Here is a 15,970-nt window from a genome sequence, read left to right as displayed (position 1 = left end):
AGCGGTCGTTAGAAACCTGTCAGGTATCGCCGCCGGAGCCCTGCCGTCGGGAATCCGGTCCTATCATCGCCGCCATGTGTGCACAGGTGCTGGTCGCCGATGACGATCCTCGCCAGGCCGAGGTGGTACGCCGCTATCTGACCGCCGAGGGGCACGAGGCCGTGGTGGTGCACGACGGTCGGGCGGCGCTGGAGACGGCCCGCCGACTCCGTCCCGACCTGCTGGTGCTGGACGTGATGATGCCGGAGATGGACGGTCTCCAGGTGTGCAAGACCCTGCGCGGGGAGTCCGACGTCCTGGTGTTGATGCTGACCGCCCGGTCCTCCGAGGACGACCTGCTGACCGGACTGGACCTGGGCGCCGACGACTACCTGACCAAGCCGTACAGCCCCCGGGAACTGATGGCCCGGGTGCGGACCCTGCTGCGGCGGGCGAGACCCGGCACACCGTCGCCCGCCGGGGCCGGGCTGCTGCGGGTCGGACCGATCGAGATCGACCCGACCGCGCACCAGGTGACCGTGGACGGCGTCCGGGTCGCCTGCACCCGGGGTGAGTTCGCCATCCTGGTGGCGATGGTGAAGCAGCCGAACCGGGTCTTCACCCGAGGCCAACTGCTGCACCACACGCGGGGGCTCGACCGCAGCTCGACCGAGCGGACCATCGACGTCCACGTGATGAACCTGCGTCGCAAGATAGAACGCGATCCGCAGCGGCCGGTCTGGTTGGTGACCGTCTTCGGGGTCGGCTACAAGCTGGCCGGCGCTTCGGCGACATCCCGGTGAGCACCCGGCGGGTGCCGATCCGGCACAGTCTGGTGACCCGGTTGCTGGTCACCTCGGTGCTGATCGCGATCGCCGCGATCACCTCCACCGCCTGGCTGGCCACCCGGACCGCGACCCGGGCGATCAGCCAGGAGCAGGGTCGCTCACTCGCCGAGAACACCGAGGTCTACAACGAGCTGATCGAGTACGCGGCCACCCACCCGGACTGGTCCGCGGTGTCGCCGCTCATCGAGCAGCGGGCCGCCGGACTGGACCGGCGGATCACGCTGATGACCGACGACCGGACGATCGTGGCCGACACGCTCGACGGCCCCTCGCTGGACGCCGCCCGCCCGGCCGCCGTGGTCGACCCGCTGAACCTGGACCTCGGCCTCACCGGCGGCACCGACCGCATCGACCCTCGGGCGGTCGGCCCGTTCCGGGTGCCGGACGACGTCAGCGACGAACTGCTCGCGAAGGCCGAGGAACAGTTGAGGTGCCTGCGGGGGAGTCGCCTGGACGGAGAGATCAAGCCGCTGCCCGACGGGCGGTTCACCGTCGTGCTGACCACGCCGGATCCGCGCGGGTCGGCAGATCGATGCGAGGCGAAGCCCGAGACGGCCGGCCAGGCCGAGGAGAAGGCGCTGCGGTCCCTGGGGCAGCTGGCAGGGAAGTGCCTCGACCTGGCCGACGACGAGGGACTGGAGATCCTGCCCGACTTCAGCGCGTACCTGATCAACATCTCCGTCGACGAGCGCAGCGTCCGTCCCGCCCCCCGGGAGACCTTCCGGGTCGACGTGGACGCGGACGAAGCGGCCCTGATCAGCGAGTGCGTGGAGCAGTCGCGGCGGAGCATGCTCCAGCCGCACGTGGCCCCGGCCGTGCTGCTGTTCATCACCGCCCCGGACAGCGGCGCCGACCAGACCACCTTCACGCTCTCCGGCGAGAACACCGTCCGCATCGTCACGGTCACCGGCGCGGTGCTGGTCGCCACCATCATCGTCACGGTGCTGGTCGGCCGCCGGCTGGTCCGTCCGTTGCGGACACTCACCGACGCCGTCGACCGGCAGCAGCCGGCCCCGGTCTCCGCACCGGACGAGATCGGCCGGCTGGCCCGGGCGCTGAACGACTCGACCCACCGTCGGGACCGCGCCGAGGCGCAGCGACGCGCCATGGTCAGCGACGTCGCGCACGAACTGCGTACGCCGCTGACCAACATCCGCAGTTGGCTGGAGGCGGCCCAGGACGATCTCGCGCCGACCGACGCCCAACTGCTCGACCTGCTGCACGAGGAGGCGGTGCTACTTCAGCACATCATCGACGACCTCGCCGACCTGGCCGCCGCCGACGCGGGCACGCTGCGGATCCATCCCGAGCCGACCTACGTGCGGGACGTGGTCACGCAGGTGGTGGACAGTCATCGGGGCACGGCCCAGGCGGCCGGGATCGCGCTGACCGTGCAGATCGATGAGGACCCCGTGTTGCCGGCCGACGCGGTACGGCTGCGGCAGATCGTCGGCAACCTGGTCTCGAACGCGATCCGCTACACCCCGCCCGGGGGGTCGGTCACCGTCGCCGCGCAGGACACCACGATCACCGTACGGGACACCGGGGTGGGCATCGCGGCCGAGCACCTGTCGAAGATCTTCGACAGGTTCTGGCGGGCGGACGGCTCGCGTACCCGGGCGACCGGTGGCAGCGGCCTGGGTCTGCCGATCACCCAGCATCTCGTGAAGGCACACGGCGGCACCATCGACGTGCAGAGCACCCTGGGCGAGGGCAGCCTGTTCACCGTCCGGTTGCCGGACACCCCGGCGGGGCCGCGTCAGGAATGACGCGGCCCCGCCGGTGCGGGTGGACCGAGGACGGGGGAGGTCAACGGCCCACCGTGTTCATCGGTCAGCGCACCCGCAGCTTCTGGTGCACCTCTGCGGTGGGCGCGTAGGTCCGGTCACCGGAGTAGGCGACGTGCACCGCGTACGACCCGGCGGACAGCCCGCTGGTCGGCAGCTTCACGACGGCCTTGCCCTTGTTCAGCGTCACCACGTGCGTGCTGCCGGCGAAGGTCACGGTGATCTCGCCGGTCGGCGTCGGCGACTTCTTGTGCTTCTTCTGTGCCCGCACCTCGACGTCGAGGGTGAACGCGCGGCCGGCGGGGACCGACGCGGGCGCGGCCTTCGCCTTGACCTTGGCACGGGCGTCACCGACCGTGTCGACGCCCGTCCAGAGGTGGTCGCGGGCGAAGATCGTGAAGAGCTGGCTGGCGGTCATGCCGTCGTGCGCACCCGGGACCTGGGTGGTGTGGGCGGTGTACCCACGGGCGCGGAAGTTGTCGGCGATGGCGTTCTGGTTGTTGAGGTTGCCCTCGAACACGCCGTTGCCGAGGAACACGAGGAGGTCGTCGTCGCCGACCGCGTTCGCGACGTTGTCGTAGTCCTGGGCGCTCAGCGACGGGTTGCCGGAGAAGTGACCGTAGTACCCGAACGTGGTCGGGTAGCCGCGGATCACGTGGGCGCCGGTCATACCGCCGTACGAGAACCCGGCGTACGCCCGGCCGGACCGGTCGGTGGCGACGTTGTACCGGTCCTCGATGAGCGGCAGGATCGTCTGGACCAGGTTGTCGGCGGCGTTGGTCTGGTTGTACGACGCGAAGCCGAGGCTGGTGCCCGTGAAGTGGTTGCCCATGGTGACGACCACGGTGGGCTCGATCTCGCCCTTCGCGGTCATGTTGTCCAGGATGTTCGGGACGTTCGCCGGCACCATGAAGTCGGTCTCGTCACCGAAGATGCCGTGCGCCAGGTACGCCACCTTGTACGGCTGTGCGCGCTTGGCGTTGTAACCGGGCGGCAGGTAGACACCGAGGTAGTGACCGCTGTCGCCGAGGATGGTGGTGTACGGGACGTACCTGACGGTGCCCCGGTCCTTGGGCTTGGCCGGCAGCTCGTACTCGGCACGGCTCTTGAGCACCGGGTCGTTCTGCTTGGTCGCGTACGGCACGTACACGGCGTCGAGGACGTCGTTGTTCCGGGTCCGGAACGAGGACTCGCCCGGCGGACGCGGGTTCGTCGAGGCCGGGTCCCAGATGCGCTTGTTCTCCCAGCCCTGGGTCGGGTCCCAGACCCGGTACCAGTAGCTGATGCCGCCCGCGTGCAGCGGCAGCGAGACCGACCAGTTGCCCTTCTTGTCCCTGGTCATGTCGCGGAGGAACTCGGTTCCCCCGGCGTGGTACCGACCCGGCTGCCACTCCTCCGGCTGGTACCGGGTGTTGCCGGTGTTCACGTCGAGCAGGGTCAGGTCCCCGGCGAGACGGACCTGGGTGGCGTTCGGGTTGCGGTAGACGAAGGTGACCGTGTATCCGGTCGGTGAGTGCTTGTCCGCCTTGACGGTCGCACCCTCCTTGGCCGCAGGCTTGGCCGAGGCGGCAGCCGGCGCGGAGACGACGAGGCCGACTCCGAGTGACATGGTCGCGAGCAACGAGACGGTACGCCTGAGCCTGCGCTTTCCGGTCTCTGTCTTCAACTGAGCACACTCCTCTACAACCGCTTCTCGCGGTGCTGTTCGGATCTCGTGGTCGTGTTCGGACCCTGGCTCTCGGCTCCGGCTTACTGCCGCCGGAGCCGCTGAAGGTGGGTGAGGTCTGCGCGACGAGGCGCGGGGTGGTCGGACATGGAGAGCCTCCTCGTGGGCCACGTGGGCTACTGCCCGGTGGGGGGTATGACCCGTTTCGGTACTCTGTGGATCTGGTCCTGTGCTAAATCGAATTAGCATCGGTAGTGTGGCGGGGGTCGCCTTTCGATGTCAAGAGTGTTCCAGGGCCGTTACGTCTCAGGTCGCTCCTGGTCACGGCCGTGCGGGGATCGACGCACCGTCACCATGGAGTCGTCTCGGCTTCCGATCGGGGGCCGGCTCACGTGTCCGGCGATCGCGGCGACGCCGTCACTCGTAGATGCGGAAGTTGTCGAACTCGAAGGCACCGCGACTCGTCGCGATCACCCCGGCGGTGCCGTCCGGGAAATCGACGGCGTCGACCGTCTTCACCTTCGTGCCGTTGATATAGAGATCGAGCTGATCGTCCTTGCCGACGATGGCCAGACTGTTCCAGCCCTCGGCGGTTATCTTCTCGGAACGCTCGGTCAGGCGGTAGGAGAATCCGAGGGTGTCGCTGCGCGCCACGAACGAATAGGTGCCGTCTCCGGAGAGCAGGAAGGCGTAGTACCGCTTCGGCTGACCGGACCACCGGTACATCAATCCGGCCGCGCTGGTGGAGAGGGCCCGGTCCGCGATTCGTACGTCGACGGAGACCGGCCTGTCGGTCATCTCGACCGGCACCCGGTCACCGGCGTTGGTGGCGTTGATCCAGATGTAGCGCACCCGGCTGGCGTCGGTCCGGTTGGAGAGGCGGAACAGACCCTGGACGGTGTCGATCTCGCTCCGCCACACGTCGTCGTCGCCGTCCTCGGTGTCGACCCAGAGCGCGTACCGCGCCAGGACCTCGTCCGGATCGCTGACGGTCGAGGTGAACGGCTCGGTGAACAACGCGTGCCGGAACGGGTCCGGCGGCTGCTCCTTCGGCATCAGCGCCGCGATGCCGGCAACGATCCCGACCAGGCCGCCGACGATGCCGATCAGCCCCGGGACCGACCTCAGCGCGCGACGGAGTCGCTGTCGCCGGGGGCGCGTCACCGCGGTGTCCGTCCCGGCCGGGTTGGTCTCGGTCGGGTTGGTCCCGGTCGGGTCGGCGTCCCGCTCCCCGGTGGCGGACGGAGTGCGTGGCTCGACGATGTCGGGGGTGTCGTGCGGAGTGGTCAGGTCGCTCTCGGCGGTTTCTGCCGACGACAGCGGAAGGTCCGCTCGACGTGCCCCGTCGTCGTCGAGCGGCGAAGGATGCTCACTTCTCATGAGCGGCATTCCTTTCCGGTCGTCGTCAGTGGAATTTCCACGATGTCGACGGGGAGTCGAGCCGCCGGAACGGCGGTGCGATTGAATCGTAGCGAGACGCGTCGGTAGTGCGGGAATTCGACGGGAATGCGACCCGGAGAATGCGCCCGTACGCGCGCGATCGACGGCGCGTCACTCGATCGCGGTCGGGGAATGGTCCATGATCTGTCAGCCGCTCGGTGGGTGGCGGTAGGAGCCCTCCATGGCGCCCCGGTCGCTCGACCGGGGCACCGAGGAGATGCCGTTATGTCGTCGTACGTCTATGTGTTGTTCCTGAGGTCGCCGTGCCGCTGCGCGGTACCCACGGTGACCGGGGGCCCTCAGGCCCTGCGACCCGGCCCTGCCCAACGGCACGTCGCTCCCGGTCCGACCCGGTGACGACTTCGGCGTGGCCCACTCCGGCCCGTGGTGGTCGCGGCCCCGACCAGCTCCGACGACACCGCCCTCATCAGTGGTCGACCAGTTCGACGGTCACGGTGGCGGTGTCGCCCACGTCGAGCGCCTCGGCGGTGCGGACGGCGCGCTTGACCGGGAGGACGTAGCAACCGCGTGTGCTGTCGGGGAACACCGAGGTCGTCCACCGGCTGCCGCCGATGGCGGCCCGGACGCGTACCGCACCGAAACCCCGACGGGTCCCGCCGGAGCGCTCGCGGATCTCCTCCGACGCCCCGACCGGCAGGCTGACGAAGGTCCAGCTCTCGTCACGCCGGGCAGCCCAGGTCCACAACTCACTGTCGAACGTCACGATCACGACGGTCAGCATCACATCCGGGACCGACAGTGCCGACGCCCCGCCGGTCGAAGGTCGCGCGCGAACGGTCCCAGCGACCGCCCACGGGCGGACGCCCGACGGCCCCTGCGTGGCGCGCGGTCCTCGCGCGCCACGCAGGGTGTGGACATGTCGTCGCTCAGTGGGTCAGGACGACGGTGGAGATGCTGCGCGCGCCCACGTTGACCGAGACCTGCCCGCCGTTGACGCTGGTCGGCTGGCTGGCCGCGTTGGCGCTCAGCGAGGTCAGGTAGTGCTCCGCCCGGGTGACGGACTGCGGCACCTGGATCACGGCGTTGTTGACCGCGCTGGTCGAGCGGTTGAGGATCACCAGCGTCGTCTTCCCGCCACCCTGGTACGCGGTCACCTCCAGCGGTGAGGCCTTGGAGCTCTTGGCCAGGGCGACCCGCTGGTAGCCGGGGCGGACGTACTTGGAGTACTGCGAGAAGGCGTATCCGCGCTTGAGCGGTGCGCCGGCCGTGGTGCCGAAGGCGGCCTCACCGTCACCGATGAAGGAGTAGTAGCGCTTGCCGTACCACCAGACGTAGGCGGTCCAGTTCGCCTCCATCGACCGGTGGACCGTACGCATGATGTCGTCGAGCGTCTCGTTCCAGACCGTCTGGTTGCCGGGGTTGCCCCAGATGTTGGAGCCGTTGCCGTCGGCCGCGTGCAGGTTCCACTCGGTCATCCAGACCGGCTTGTTGTGCTGGTCGGCCAGCGGGTACGACCGCAGCCGCCCAGCCGCCTCGGTGCCGTACAGGTGACCGCCGATGTAGCCGATGTTGTTGCGGGCGGTGGTGTCGTTGAGCGTCGGGTCGGTGTAGGTGTAGTTCAGGTTCACCGCCTCGGCGACCATCAGCTTGGTGTTCTGCACCCGTGTGCCGTGGTCACGGACGAAGTTGCGCAGCTCGGTGCCGCTCCAGTCCATCGAGTCGTAGTCCGGGTGCCAGTCCGGCTCGTTCTGCACGGAGGTGACGTCGATCGTCACGCCCTGCCCGCGCATGTACTGGACGTAGCTGTTGAGGTGGTTGGCGTAGTCGTCGTAGTAGTCGGTCCGCAGCTTGCCGCCGTTGACCCGACTGTTGTTCGTCTTCCACGCCGCCGGGGCCGTCCACGGTGAGGCCAGGATCTTCACGCCCGAACCGGAGGCCTTGGCCGTCTTCAACGAGTTCACATGCGTCGCCCACTCGCTCGACACCGGCGACAGACCGGTCCGCACGATGGACAACCCCAACTGGTTGGCGCCCATCCCGACCAATGTCTGCGTCTCGGCGGTCGACCACGCGCTGCCCCAGATCGACTGCGCCGCCCCGAAACCGTCGACCGTCTGGTGGCGGGTGGCGTTGTTGACCGTGATGTCCGCCGCGCCGGTGGGTGGCGGGGTGGTGGGTGGCGGGGTGGTCGGCGGTGGCGTGGTCGGCGGCGGGCTGGGGATGGTGCCGCCGGTGCAGCCCACCCCGTTGAGCGCGAAGATGACCGGGGCGGGGTTGCTGCCGGTCCAGGACCCGTTGAAGCCGAACGAGGCGGTGCCGTTGGTGGGGATCGTGCCGTTGTAGCTGACGTTCTGGGCGGAGACGGCGGCGCCGCTCTGGGTCACCGTGGCGTTCCACGCCTGGTCGATGGTCTGCCCGGCGTCGAAGCGCCAGGTCAACGTCCAGTTCGTGACCGGATCACCGTTGTTGGTGATGACGACGTTGGCGCCGAATCCGCCCTGCCATTGCGATGCCACCGTGTAGTTCACCGTGCAACCGGCGGCTGCCGCACCGGCGGGCATCGCTACGGCGACTCCGGCCGACGCCAGGAGTACGGCACCGGCGGTCACCCGGGCGGCATTGTGTGTGAACGCTCTCATTCGTCTTTTCATCGCTGCTCCGGTCTCCTCGGAATGGGATGCATCGACCTGCCGTCGGTGACGACGCAGAGACGGGAGCGCTCCCATGGCGCGGCGGGGGCCGCCCAGTTGCGCCCGGGACGGGGGCGGTGGTGAAAGCGCTTGCCAGATCGGCCTGAATGTATGCCGCGTCAACGATCGATGTCAATGTTGCGACGCGTCGCCTCCGAGGCGGCCGTCCGCAACCCGGATGTCGCGCCGGGCCGCGCCCGAGGTGTGCAAGGAAGGGCCCCCTACTAACGCCTGGTGTATTACAAGGGTCCCTTCCTTACATCTGGGCGGCGGGCGGAGCGGGGTGCCGGGTGGGTGGGGCGGCCCACCCGGGTGACGTGCAGCAGCCGCTCCGGCGCGACGTCCAGGAGCGTGCCGAGCGCCGACCGGGTGGCCGCGACGTCGACGAGCTGGCTCAGCGGGTGCGCCGCCAGCCCGGCCGCGTGCAGCGTCAACCAGCAGCGCAGCAGCACCCGCCCGAACTCCACCTGCCCGGCCGGGTCCAGGGCCGCCGGGGCGATGAGGACCACCACGTCGCCGCCTCGGGCGAGCGGATCGTCGGCGGCGGCGAGCAGCCTCGGCAGCCCCAGCCGGCGCAGCGCCGGATAGCTGGCCAGCGCCGCGCGCAGCCCGGTCGCGGCAGGACGGGACAACCCGAGGCAGCGGTCGGTGAGGCCGTCGGCGTGGTAGTCGGGATGCGCCGGGGTCAGGCGTAGCCAGCGGCGCAGCTCGGCGACGACCGCCGGGTCCGCGTACACCTGCCGGTCGGCCTCGCGCAGCAGGCCGCCGAGGCGGTCGGCGCGCGGCACGGTCCGGACGCCGCCGCCGGCCTGCCGGGCGACCGCGTCCACCGCCGCGAGCGCGTCGCTGTCCGGCCCGCCGACGAAACCGCCCCGATGGGTACGCCGATCCCAGACCTCGGTGGTGCGGAAGGGCGTCGGGTAGCGGCTCGGCGCCGACCGGAACCGCCCCACCCACGGGTCGTCGTGGTCGGCGACGTACTCCATCGGCAGGCCGGCGTCGGCGGCGACGATCAGGCAGGTCTCCACGAACGCGCCCAGGGAGAGGCGCAGGTCGCGGCCGGTGGGGTCGGCCGCCGGCAGGGTGTACGCCGGATCCCACCCGACCCGGATCTGTCCGGGCTCGTAGCGCAGCCGCCACGGCTGGGTGTTGTGCGCGCTCGGCGCCCGCCAGCACAGTGGTTCGAGCGCGCGGAACGCGGCGACGTCCACCTACCGCTCCTTGGCGTAGAAGGTGTAGCCGTGCAGCGGGCGGCCACCGAGCCGCCGGTACTGGGCCGCCGACGCCGGGTTGTCCCGACCGACGTAGGTGCTGCGCAGCGCGGTGTAGCCGGCGGTGTGCAGGTTGTGGTGCAGGTGCGTGGAGAGCAGCCGCTGGTAGCCGCGCCCCTGGTACTCCGGGACCACGCCCTTGACGATCAGCACCGCCTCCCGCCGGTAGCGGCGGCGGGTGCCGAGCAGCCGGATCTGGTTGACCAGGTGCAGGTCGCCCCGGACCGCCACCATGAACTCGCTGATGTCCGGTACGCAGAGCGTGAACGCCACCGGCTGACCGTCCCGCGTCAGATAGAGCAGCAGTGACTCGTCCAGCAGGTACGCCAGCCCGTCGGTCTGCCGCCGGAGCTGCCAGGCGCAGATCGGGGTGTAGTACCCGAGCTGGGCGAAGGAGTCGTTCAGCATGCCGCGAAGCAGGTCGAGTTGGTCGTCGAGACGCCGTACGTCGCCCCGGTGCAGCTCGATCCGCGCCCCGTCCGGATCCACGCGCACCGGGGGCGCCGGCTCGGCCGGGGTGGGCACCGGGCAGATCCAGGTGTCGGACTCGAACCGGCGCTGGAACCCGTACGCCTCGTAGGCGGCGGCGTAGTGCGCCGGGTTCCAGGCGCTGTCGACGAAGCCGCGTTCCGCGTACCCGGAGGTGATCACGCCACCGGCCTGGTTGGGCAGCAGCGCCACCGGGCCGAAGAGCAGGTCCCGGTCGGGATCGGCGTGCGCGGAGATCGCGTCGAACAGCGGTCGGGCGGCCGGGGCGGTGAACTCGGTCAGCCCGAAGAGCTGGCACCGGCGGCCGATCTTGGCGTCGAAGGCCGCGTCGATGTGCAGGGTGGTCCGGCCGACCACTGTGCCGGCGGTGTCCCGCAGCACGTACATCGGTATGCCGTCCTGCCACCACTGCCGGATCTGCTGGCGGGGGATGGGCACGTGGCGCGGCTCGTCGGCGTAGAGGCGGTCGGCGAGCCCGAGGAACTCCCGCAGGCCACGGCGGCAGGTGACCCGTTCGAAGCGGTACGCACCGGAACTCACCGGATCACCGCCGGGCCGGTCGTCTCCGCGCCGAGCGGAGTGAACGTCTCGATGTGGCCCATCTGCGGCGCCTCGGCCCGCCAGGTGCCGTTGGAGTACCCGTCCGGCGAGGCCGAGTAGAGCCGGATGAATCCGGCGGTGGCGTTGCGGGTGCCGTCGGTCAGCCACACCATCAACCGCCGGTGGTGCCGGGTCCGCGCGAAGCGCAACATCGCGTCGCGGTCGGTGAAGAACGCGATCGTGCCGAGCGTGAGGGGGAACTGCCAGTAGACGGTGTGCCAGCAGTAGCCGGACATCCGGCGCATGTCGCGGACCATCCGGAACCAGTCCGGGGCGAGCCGCAGCAGCACCAGCGGGTTGGCGTAGCGGGTCCCGCCGATGAACATGGCGCCGGCGCGGGCCTGCGCGGGCGCGCGGGAGAAGTCACGGGTACGCATGATCACCTCACCAGGTAGACGTTCTTGATCTTCTGTTCGCCGGCGAACGGGCCACTTCCCGGCTCGTGCAGCTCCACCCGCAGGTCACCGGCGGTCGGGTCTTCGAGCAGCGACTGCGCGAAGTCCCGGGAGACCGAGGTGAGATGCCGACGTACCCCGCTGCGGCAGGCGGCGACGAGTGCGTCGCGCTCCGGCGCGGCCAGCGGGCGGCGCAGTTCGATGTGGATCACGGGTCGGGTCTCCAGCGACGCGTCCTCGACCAGGGTCAGGCAGAAGCGGTTGATCTCGGCGGCGTGCGGGTTGCCGGTGTAGAGGCCGTACTCGACGTCCTGGGGGTACAGGTTGGCCCCCAGGTAGGAGACGGTGGAGTCGCGCCGGCCGAACAGCAGCAGCACCGGCAGGGTCATCCGCTCCACCGAGACGGCCGTGCGGAACTCGGCCCGGCGGACCGGGTCGGCGTGCGCCAACTCCACGATCCGCTGGTACGGCACCAGCACCGCCTCGTCGCCGACGTTGTAGCGCAGCCGGGGCTGGAGTACGTCGCCGGTGACCGTGCACACCAGCTCCCGACGGTCGTTCGTCTCCAGATAGGTGGCGAACGGGTTGTACTGGAACACCATCGGCAACCGCTGCTCGTCGGCGCCGAGCAGCTCGGCCCGCAGCCCACGGTCGGTCTGCAACCGCCGCCGCAGCCACACCGTGAACCGGGTCTCGGCACCGATGCCGATGGTCAGGTCCGACGCCCCGTACGCGGAGCGGACCAGGGCGAACCGCTGCTCCAGGTAGTCGCGCAGCGCCTCGGTCATGCCCTCGCCCCCGCAACTGGCGAAGACGCGGTACTTCCCCCACTCGAAGCCACCGGCGTCGAGCCGGTCCCGCAGGTGCTTGAGGAACGGCGGGTAGGCGGTCACCAGGTAGTCGTAGTCGGGGCCGAACTCGTGCAGCGTGTCGACGATCTTCCCGAGGTCCGGCCCGGTGTTCTTCACGACCGCGATCCGGGACATCGCCGCGCCGGTCGTGGTCCCGGTGGCCCAGGCCCCCATCGAGTACGCGTTGATGACGAACGGTCGACGCATCGGGAAGACCAGCCCGGTGTAGCCGGCGATGTCCCGGTGCACCGCGCGCAGCTCGTGGTCCCCCCGGGGCCAGTTGAACGGCCGCCCGGACGAGCCGGCCGACTCGTCGACCACCACACCTCGGGACGGCATGCGTCCGTGCCAGCACCGTGCGGCGGCGCCGTAGGCGGTCACGTACCCGTGCTTGTCGGTCTCCGGGAAGTCGGCCAGGCGGCGGCGGGTGCGGGCCGGGCGGGTGCGCAGGAAGGACCGGTACGCGGGGACCTGCCGGGCGGCCCGTTCGCAGACCGCCTGGGCGTTCGCCGCCGCCAGCCGGTCCAGGAGCGGGTGGTGCCGCCGGGCCAGCCAACGCCATCCGGCGGGGTGGCGACCGGCGAGGCGGGTCAGTGCGGCGACCGCCCGGCCGCCGGTCGCCAGCGTCGTCTGTCGGCACCGCGCGGCCAGTGCCGGCAGCGGCGACTCGGCGGTACCCAGTGCGATGTGTCGGTGCGGCAGTTCGGCCATGTGGCCATCCTGTTCGCGTCGACGCGTGGACACCTGAGCGCGCGAACCGGAGTGCGGTGAGTACGCGTACCCAGGCGTGGGTGGGCGTCTGCACCGGTCGCGGTGGGTGCGAAAACCCGAATGTATCCATCGCCGTCAAAGGTTGAGGCGTTGGGAGCGCTCCCGTAGCATCCCTGACACGTATGTTAACGCTCACCTAACAATGACCCTCGCAAATGCGTCGGTCTACTCCGTGCTGGGAAGGATGCTTTATGGCTAGATCCAGAATGGTCAATGCCAGTCTGGCGTCGGCCGGTGTGGCGATTCTGGCGACGTCGGCAGTGGCCGTCGTCGCACCGCCGGCCGGCGCCGCAGCGGCAGGTTGTTCGGTCACGTACTCCGTGGCGTCGCAGTGGCAGGGTGGATTCGGCGCCAACGTCTCGATCACGAATCTCGGTGATCCGTTGACCAGTTGGACGTTGACGTGGTCCTTCGGCGCCGGGCAGACGGTGACGCAGTCCTGGAACACCACGTTGACGCAGAGCGGTGCGGCGGTGACCGCGAGGAACGTGAGCTACAACGGCGCGATCCCGACCAGCGGATCGGTGTCGTTCGGGTTCAACGGCTCCTGGACGAGCAGCAACCCGGCGCCGACCAGCTTCGCCCTGAACGGGGTGGCCTGCAACGGCGGCACGACCCCGACGACCCCGCCGCCCAGCACGCCACCCCCGACCACGCCGCCCCCGACCACTCCGCCGCCGTCGGGTAACTGCTCGCTGCCCTCGTCGTACCGGTGGTCCTCGACCGGCGCGTTGGCGCAGCCGCGCTCGGGCTGGGTGTCGTTGAAGGACTTCACCCACGCCCCCTACAACGGCCAGCAGCTCGTCTACGCCACCACCCACGACACCGGCACCAGCTGGGGCTCGATGAACTTCGGCCTCTTCTCCAACTGGAACCAGATGGGCTCGGCCAGCCAGAACGCCATGCCGTTCTCCGCCGTCGCCCCCTCACTGTTCTACTTCGCACCCCGCAACGTCTGGGTCCTCGCCTACCAGTGGGGCGGCCCCGCCTTCTCCTACCGCACCTCCACCAACCCGGCGAACGTCAACAGTTGGGGACCGGCGCAGACCCTGTTCACCGGATCCATCTCCAACTCCGGCACCGGCCCCATCGACCAGGCCCTCATCGGCGACAGCCAGAACATGTACCTCTTCTTCGCCGGCGACAACGGCCGCATCTACCGGGCCAGCATGCCCATCGGCAACTTCCCCGGCAGCTTCGGCTCCAACTACACCACGATCATGACCGACACCACCAACAACCTCTTCGAAGGCGTACAGGTCTACAAGCTCGAAGGCGAGAACCGGTACCTCATGCTCGTCGAGGCCATCGGCTCCCAGGGCCGCTACTTCCGCTCCTTCACCGCCACCAGCCTGGGTGGCACCTGGACTCCGCAGGCGGCCACCGAGAGCAACCCGTTCGCGGGTAAGGCCAACAGCGGCGCCACCTGGACCAACGACATCAGCCACGGCGAACTGCTGCGCACCAACGCCGACCAGACGATGACCGTGAACGCCTGCAACCTGCAACTGCTCTACCAGGGCCGTTCACCCAACTCCGGCGGCGACTACGGCCTCCTGCCCTACCGCCCCGGACTGCTCACCCTGCAACGCTGATCACCCGGCAGCGCTGAACCACCGCCACACACCCGGCGGGCCTACGACAGGCCCGCCGGGTGCGGTCGGAGGACGGTTGCCGGCGCGAGCGGGGTCAGTCAGAACGTCAGGACGACGTGGGCGACGGCGAAGTAGATGATCAGCCCGGTGGCGTCGACGAGCGTGGTCACCATCGGCGCGGAGACGACCGCCGGGTCGATGCGGAGCCGCTTCGCCAGCACCGGCATGGTGGCGCCGACGGTGGCGGCCCAGGCGCAGATGATCACCAGAGAGATGCCGACGACCAGCGCGATCTCACCGCCGACCAGGACCACGCCGACGGCCAGGCCGACCGCTGCCAGCACCGCGCCGAGCAGCAGGCCGACCCGGGACTCCCGCCAGATCACCGCCGGCAGGTCCGAGCCGCGCAACTCGCCCAGCGCGAGAGCGCGTACGGCCGACGTGGTGGCCTGTGCACCCGCGTTCCCGCCGGTGCCCACGAGCAGCGGGATGAACAGGGCCAGCGCGGTGACCTGCGACAGGGTCGCCTCGAACGCCTGGAGCACGTTGACGGTGAGCACCGAGGCGACGATGAGCAGCAACAACCAGGGTGCCCGGGAACGCGCCAACCGCCAGACGCTGACCGCCATGTAGTGACCGGGCCAGGGTGCCGTGCCGGCCTGACGGGCCACGTCCTCGGTGTCGGCCGCCTCGATGATCTCCATCGCGTCGTCGATGGTGAGCAGGCCGACGAGACGGTCCTCGCTGTCCACGACCGGCAGGGCGAGGGTGTTGGTCTCCCGCATCAGGCGAGCGGCCTCCTCGGCCGGGTCGGTGGCGCGGGCCCGGAAGACGTGGGTGTCCACCAGGTCGGCCACGGGTACGTCAGCGTCACTCAGCACCAGGTCCCGCAGCTCCACGACGCCGACCAGGCGGCGGCCCGGGTCGACCACCGGCAACACGTACACGGTCTCGGCCTCGGCGCCCTTGCGCCGCACCACGTCGAGCGCTTCGGCGGCGGTGACCTGCCGGGGCAGCGCGACCGCCTCCGGCGTCATGATCTGCCCGACCGAGCCGGGCGGGTAACCGAGCAGTTCGGCGGTCATCTGCCGCTCGCGCGGCGACAGCCCGGCCAGGACGCGGCGGGCCACCTTGGCCGGCGCCTCGGTGAGCATGCGGGCCCGGTCGTCCGGGTCCATCTCCTCGACCAGCTCGTGGAACGCCTGGTCGCGCAGCCCCACCAGGATGCGCTGCTGGTCCACGGGGTCCAGTTCCTCGAAGACGGCGAGAGCCGGGTCCTTGTCGAGAAGCCGGAACGGCACCCCGGCGGCGACCGCGTCGAGTCGGGCGAGTTCGTCGGCGATCTCGTAGGGCGGTCTGCTGTCCAGCCACCCACGGATCATCTCGAGGTCGTTGCGGGCGACGAGCTGCTGCAACGTCCCGGTCATCCGATCACCTCCTTGGGTGGTGCTGGTTCGGTGCAAAGTTTCGTAGCTACCCGGCGGACGGGCCGAGTACGCCGACAGGCCGCCTGGCGTGGTCCAGGCCATACCGGTCGCCGCCGAACGCCCCGGCGGTGGGCGTGCCGGCGCTCGTGTCCGCCCTGTCCAGGCGAATCGCTGTCGGTGACGTGGGACGACGTCCTCGG

Annotated in this window: 12 protein-coding genes; 3 read left to right on the top strand and 9 right to left on the bottom strand. The window is 70.0% G+C overall.

Annotated features, from left to right (window positions below; genetic code table 11):
• The first annotated feature begins 74 nt into the window (after positions 1-74).
• Both ACFYTT_RS28420 and ACFYTT_RS28415 read left to right on the top strand, forming a co-directional pair.
• On the top strand, positions 75-782 hold the full coding sequence (locus ACFYTT_RS28420; protein ID WP_131052979.1) for a response regulator transcription factor: 708 nt from the start codon (positions 75-77) through the stop codon (positions 780-782).
• Complete coding sequence (locus ACFYTT_RS28415) at positions 779-2,596, top strand: cell wall metabolism sensor histidine kinase WalK (RefSeq protein WP_131052978.1); 1,818 nt, start codon at positions 779-781, stop codon at positions 2,594-2,596. Before ACFYTT_RS28420 ends, ACFYTT_RS28415 begins: the two co-directional genes overlap by 4 nt.
• A 64-nt stretch (positions 2,597-2,660) precedes the next feature.
• On the opposite strand, the gene ACFYTT_RS28410 is transcribed toward ACFYTT_RS28415, so the two are convergent.
• From ACFYTT_RS28410 to ACFYTT_RS28375, 8 genes are all read right to left on the bottom strand, one after another.
• Positions 2,661-4,223: an alpha/beta hydrolase-fold protein gene (locus tag ACFYTT_RS28410; protein ID WP_357218188.1), complete on the bottom strand. Its 1,563-nt coding sequence runs from the start codon at positions 4,221-4,223 to the stop codon at positions 2,661-2,663.
• A 474-nt stretch (positions 4,224-4,697) separates the two neighbouring features.
• A complete protein-coding gene (locus ACFYTT_RS28405; protein ID WP_387263738.1) occupies positions 4,698-5,660 on the bottom strand; it encodes a LamG-like jellyroll fold domain-containing protein in 963 nt (320 codons plus the stop codon).
• 487 nt (positions 5,661-6,147) lie between these two features.
• Complete coding sequence (locus ACFYTT_RS28400) at positions 6,148-6,450, bottom strand: DUF1905 domain-containing protein (protein WP_131052975.1); 303 nt, start codon at positions 6,448-6,450, stop codon at positions 6,148-6,150.
• A 157-nt stretch (positions 6,451-6,607) separates the two neighbouring features.
• Positions 6,608-8,320 carry a cellulose binding domain-containing protein gene (locus ACFYTT_RS28395; RefSeq protein WP_387263734.1) on the bottom strand — a complete coding sequence of 571 codons (1,713 nt, stop codon included), beginning with the start codon at positions 8,318-8,320 and terminating at the stop codon, positions 6,608-6,610.
• A 290-nt stretch (positions 8,321-8,610) separates the two neighbouring features.
• Positions 8,611-9,582, bottom strand: a complete 972-nt coding sequence (locus tag ACFYTT_RS28390; protein WP_387263732.1) for a nitroreductase — start codon at positions 9,580-9,582, stop codon at positions 8,611-8,613.
• Positions 9,583-10,671 carry a hypothetical protein gene (locus ACFYTT_RS28385; RefSeq protein ID WP_131057294.1) on the bottom strand — a complete coding sequence of 363 codons (1,089 nt, stop codon included), beginning with the start codon at positions 10,669-10,671 and terminating at the stop codon, positions 9,583-9,585. It lies immediately after the preceding gene.
• Positions 10,668-11,108: a DUF4188 domain-containing protein gene (locus ACFYTT_RS28380; RefSeq protein ID WP_131057296.1), complete on the bottom strand. Its 441-nt coding sequence runs from the start codon at positions 11,106-11,108 to the stop codon at positions 10,668-10,670. The genes ACFYTT_RS28385 and ACFYTT_RS28380 overlap by 4 nt, the downstream gene beginning before the upstream one ends.
• Positions 11,109-11,110: 2 nt before the next feature.
• A complete protein-coding gene (locus tag ACFYTT_RS28375; RefSeq protein ID WP_387263728.1) occupies positions 11,111-12,688 on the bottom strand; it encodes a phenylacetate--CoA ligase family protein in 1,578 nt (525 codons plus the stop codon).
• Positions 12,689-12,939: 251 nt separating this feature from the next.
• On the opposite strand from ACFYTT_RS28375, the gene ACFYTT_RS28370 reads away from it, so the two are divergent.
• Entirely contained in the window at positions 12,940-14,343 is a 1,404-nt protein-coding gene (locus tag ACFYTT_RS28370; protein ID WP_387263725.1) for a non-reducing end alpha-L-arabinofuranosidase family hydrolase, read from the top strand.
• A 98-nt stretch (positions 14,344-14,441) separates the two neighbouring features.
• Here ACFYTT_RS28370 and mgtE read toward each other — a convergent pair whose 3' ends face one another.
• Positions 14,442-15,770, bottom strand: a complete 1,329-nt coding sequence (gene mgtE / locus ACFYTT_RS28365; protein WP_131051914.1) for a magnesium transporter — start codon at positions 15,768-15,770, stop codon at positions 14,442-14,444.
• Positions 15,771-15,970 lie beyond the last annotated feature (200 nt).

The organism is Micromonospora sp. NPDC003816 (assembly GCF_042874705.1).
Lineage (GTDB): Bacteria > Actinomycetota > Actinomycetes > Mycobacteriales > Micromonosporaceae > Micromonospora.
This window is presented reverse-complemented; position numbering and strand designations above follow the sequence as displayed.

What these genes read in the sequence shown, in the direction of transcription:
- ACFYTT_RS28420 (WP_131052979.1), top strand. Translation starts at nt 75, where the DNA reads ATGTGTGCACAGGTGCTGGTCGCCGATGACGATCCTCGCCAGGCCGAG.
- ACFYTT_RS28410 (WP_357218188.1), bottom strand. Translation starts at nt 4,223, where the DNA reads ATGTCACTCGGAGTCGGCCTCGTCGTCTCCGCGCCGGCTGCCGCCTCG.
- ACFYTT_RS28405 (WP_387263738.1), bottom strand. Translation starts at nt 5,660, where the DNA reads ATGAGAAGTGAGCATCCTTCGCCGCTCGACGACGACGGGGCACGTCGA.
- ACFYTT_RS28395 (WP_387263734.1), bottom strand. Translation starts at nt 8,320, where the DNA reads ATGAGAGCGTTCACACACAATGCCGCCCGGGTGACCGCCGGTGCCGTA.
- ACFYTT_RS28380 (WP_131057296.1), bottom strand. Translation starts at nt 11,108, where the DNA reads ATGCGTACCCGTGACTTCTCCCGCGCGCCCGCGCAGGCCCGCGCCGGC.
- ACFYTT_RS28375 (WP_387263728.1), bottom strand. Translation starts at nt 12,688, where the DNA reads ATGGCCGAACTGCCGCACCGACACATCGCACTGGGTACCGCCGAGTCG.
- ACFYTT_RS28370 (WP_387263725.1), top strand. Translation starts at nt 12,940, where the DNA reads ATGGCTAGATCCAGAATGGTCAATGCCAGTCTGGCGTCGGCCGGTGTG.
- mgtE (WP_131051914.1), bottom strand. Translation starts at nt 15,770, where the DNA reads ATGACCGGGACGTTGCAGCAGCTCGTCGCCCGCAACGACCTCGAGATG.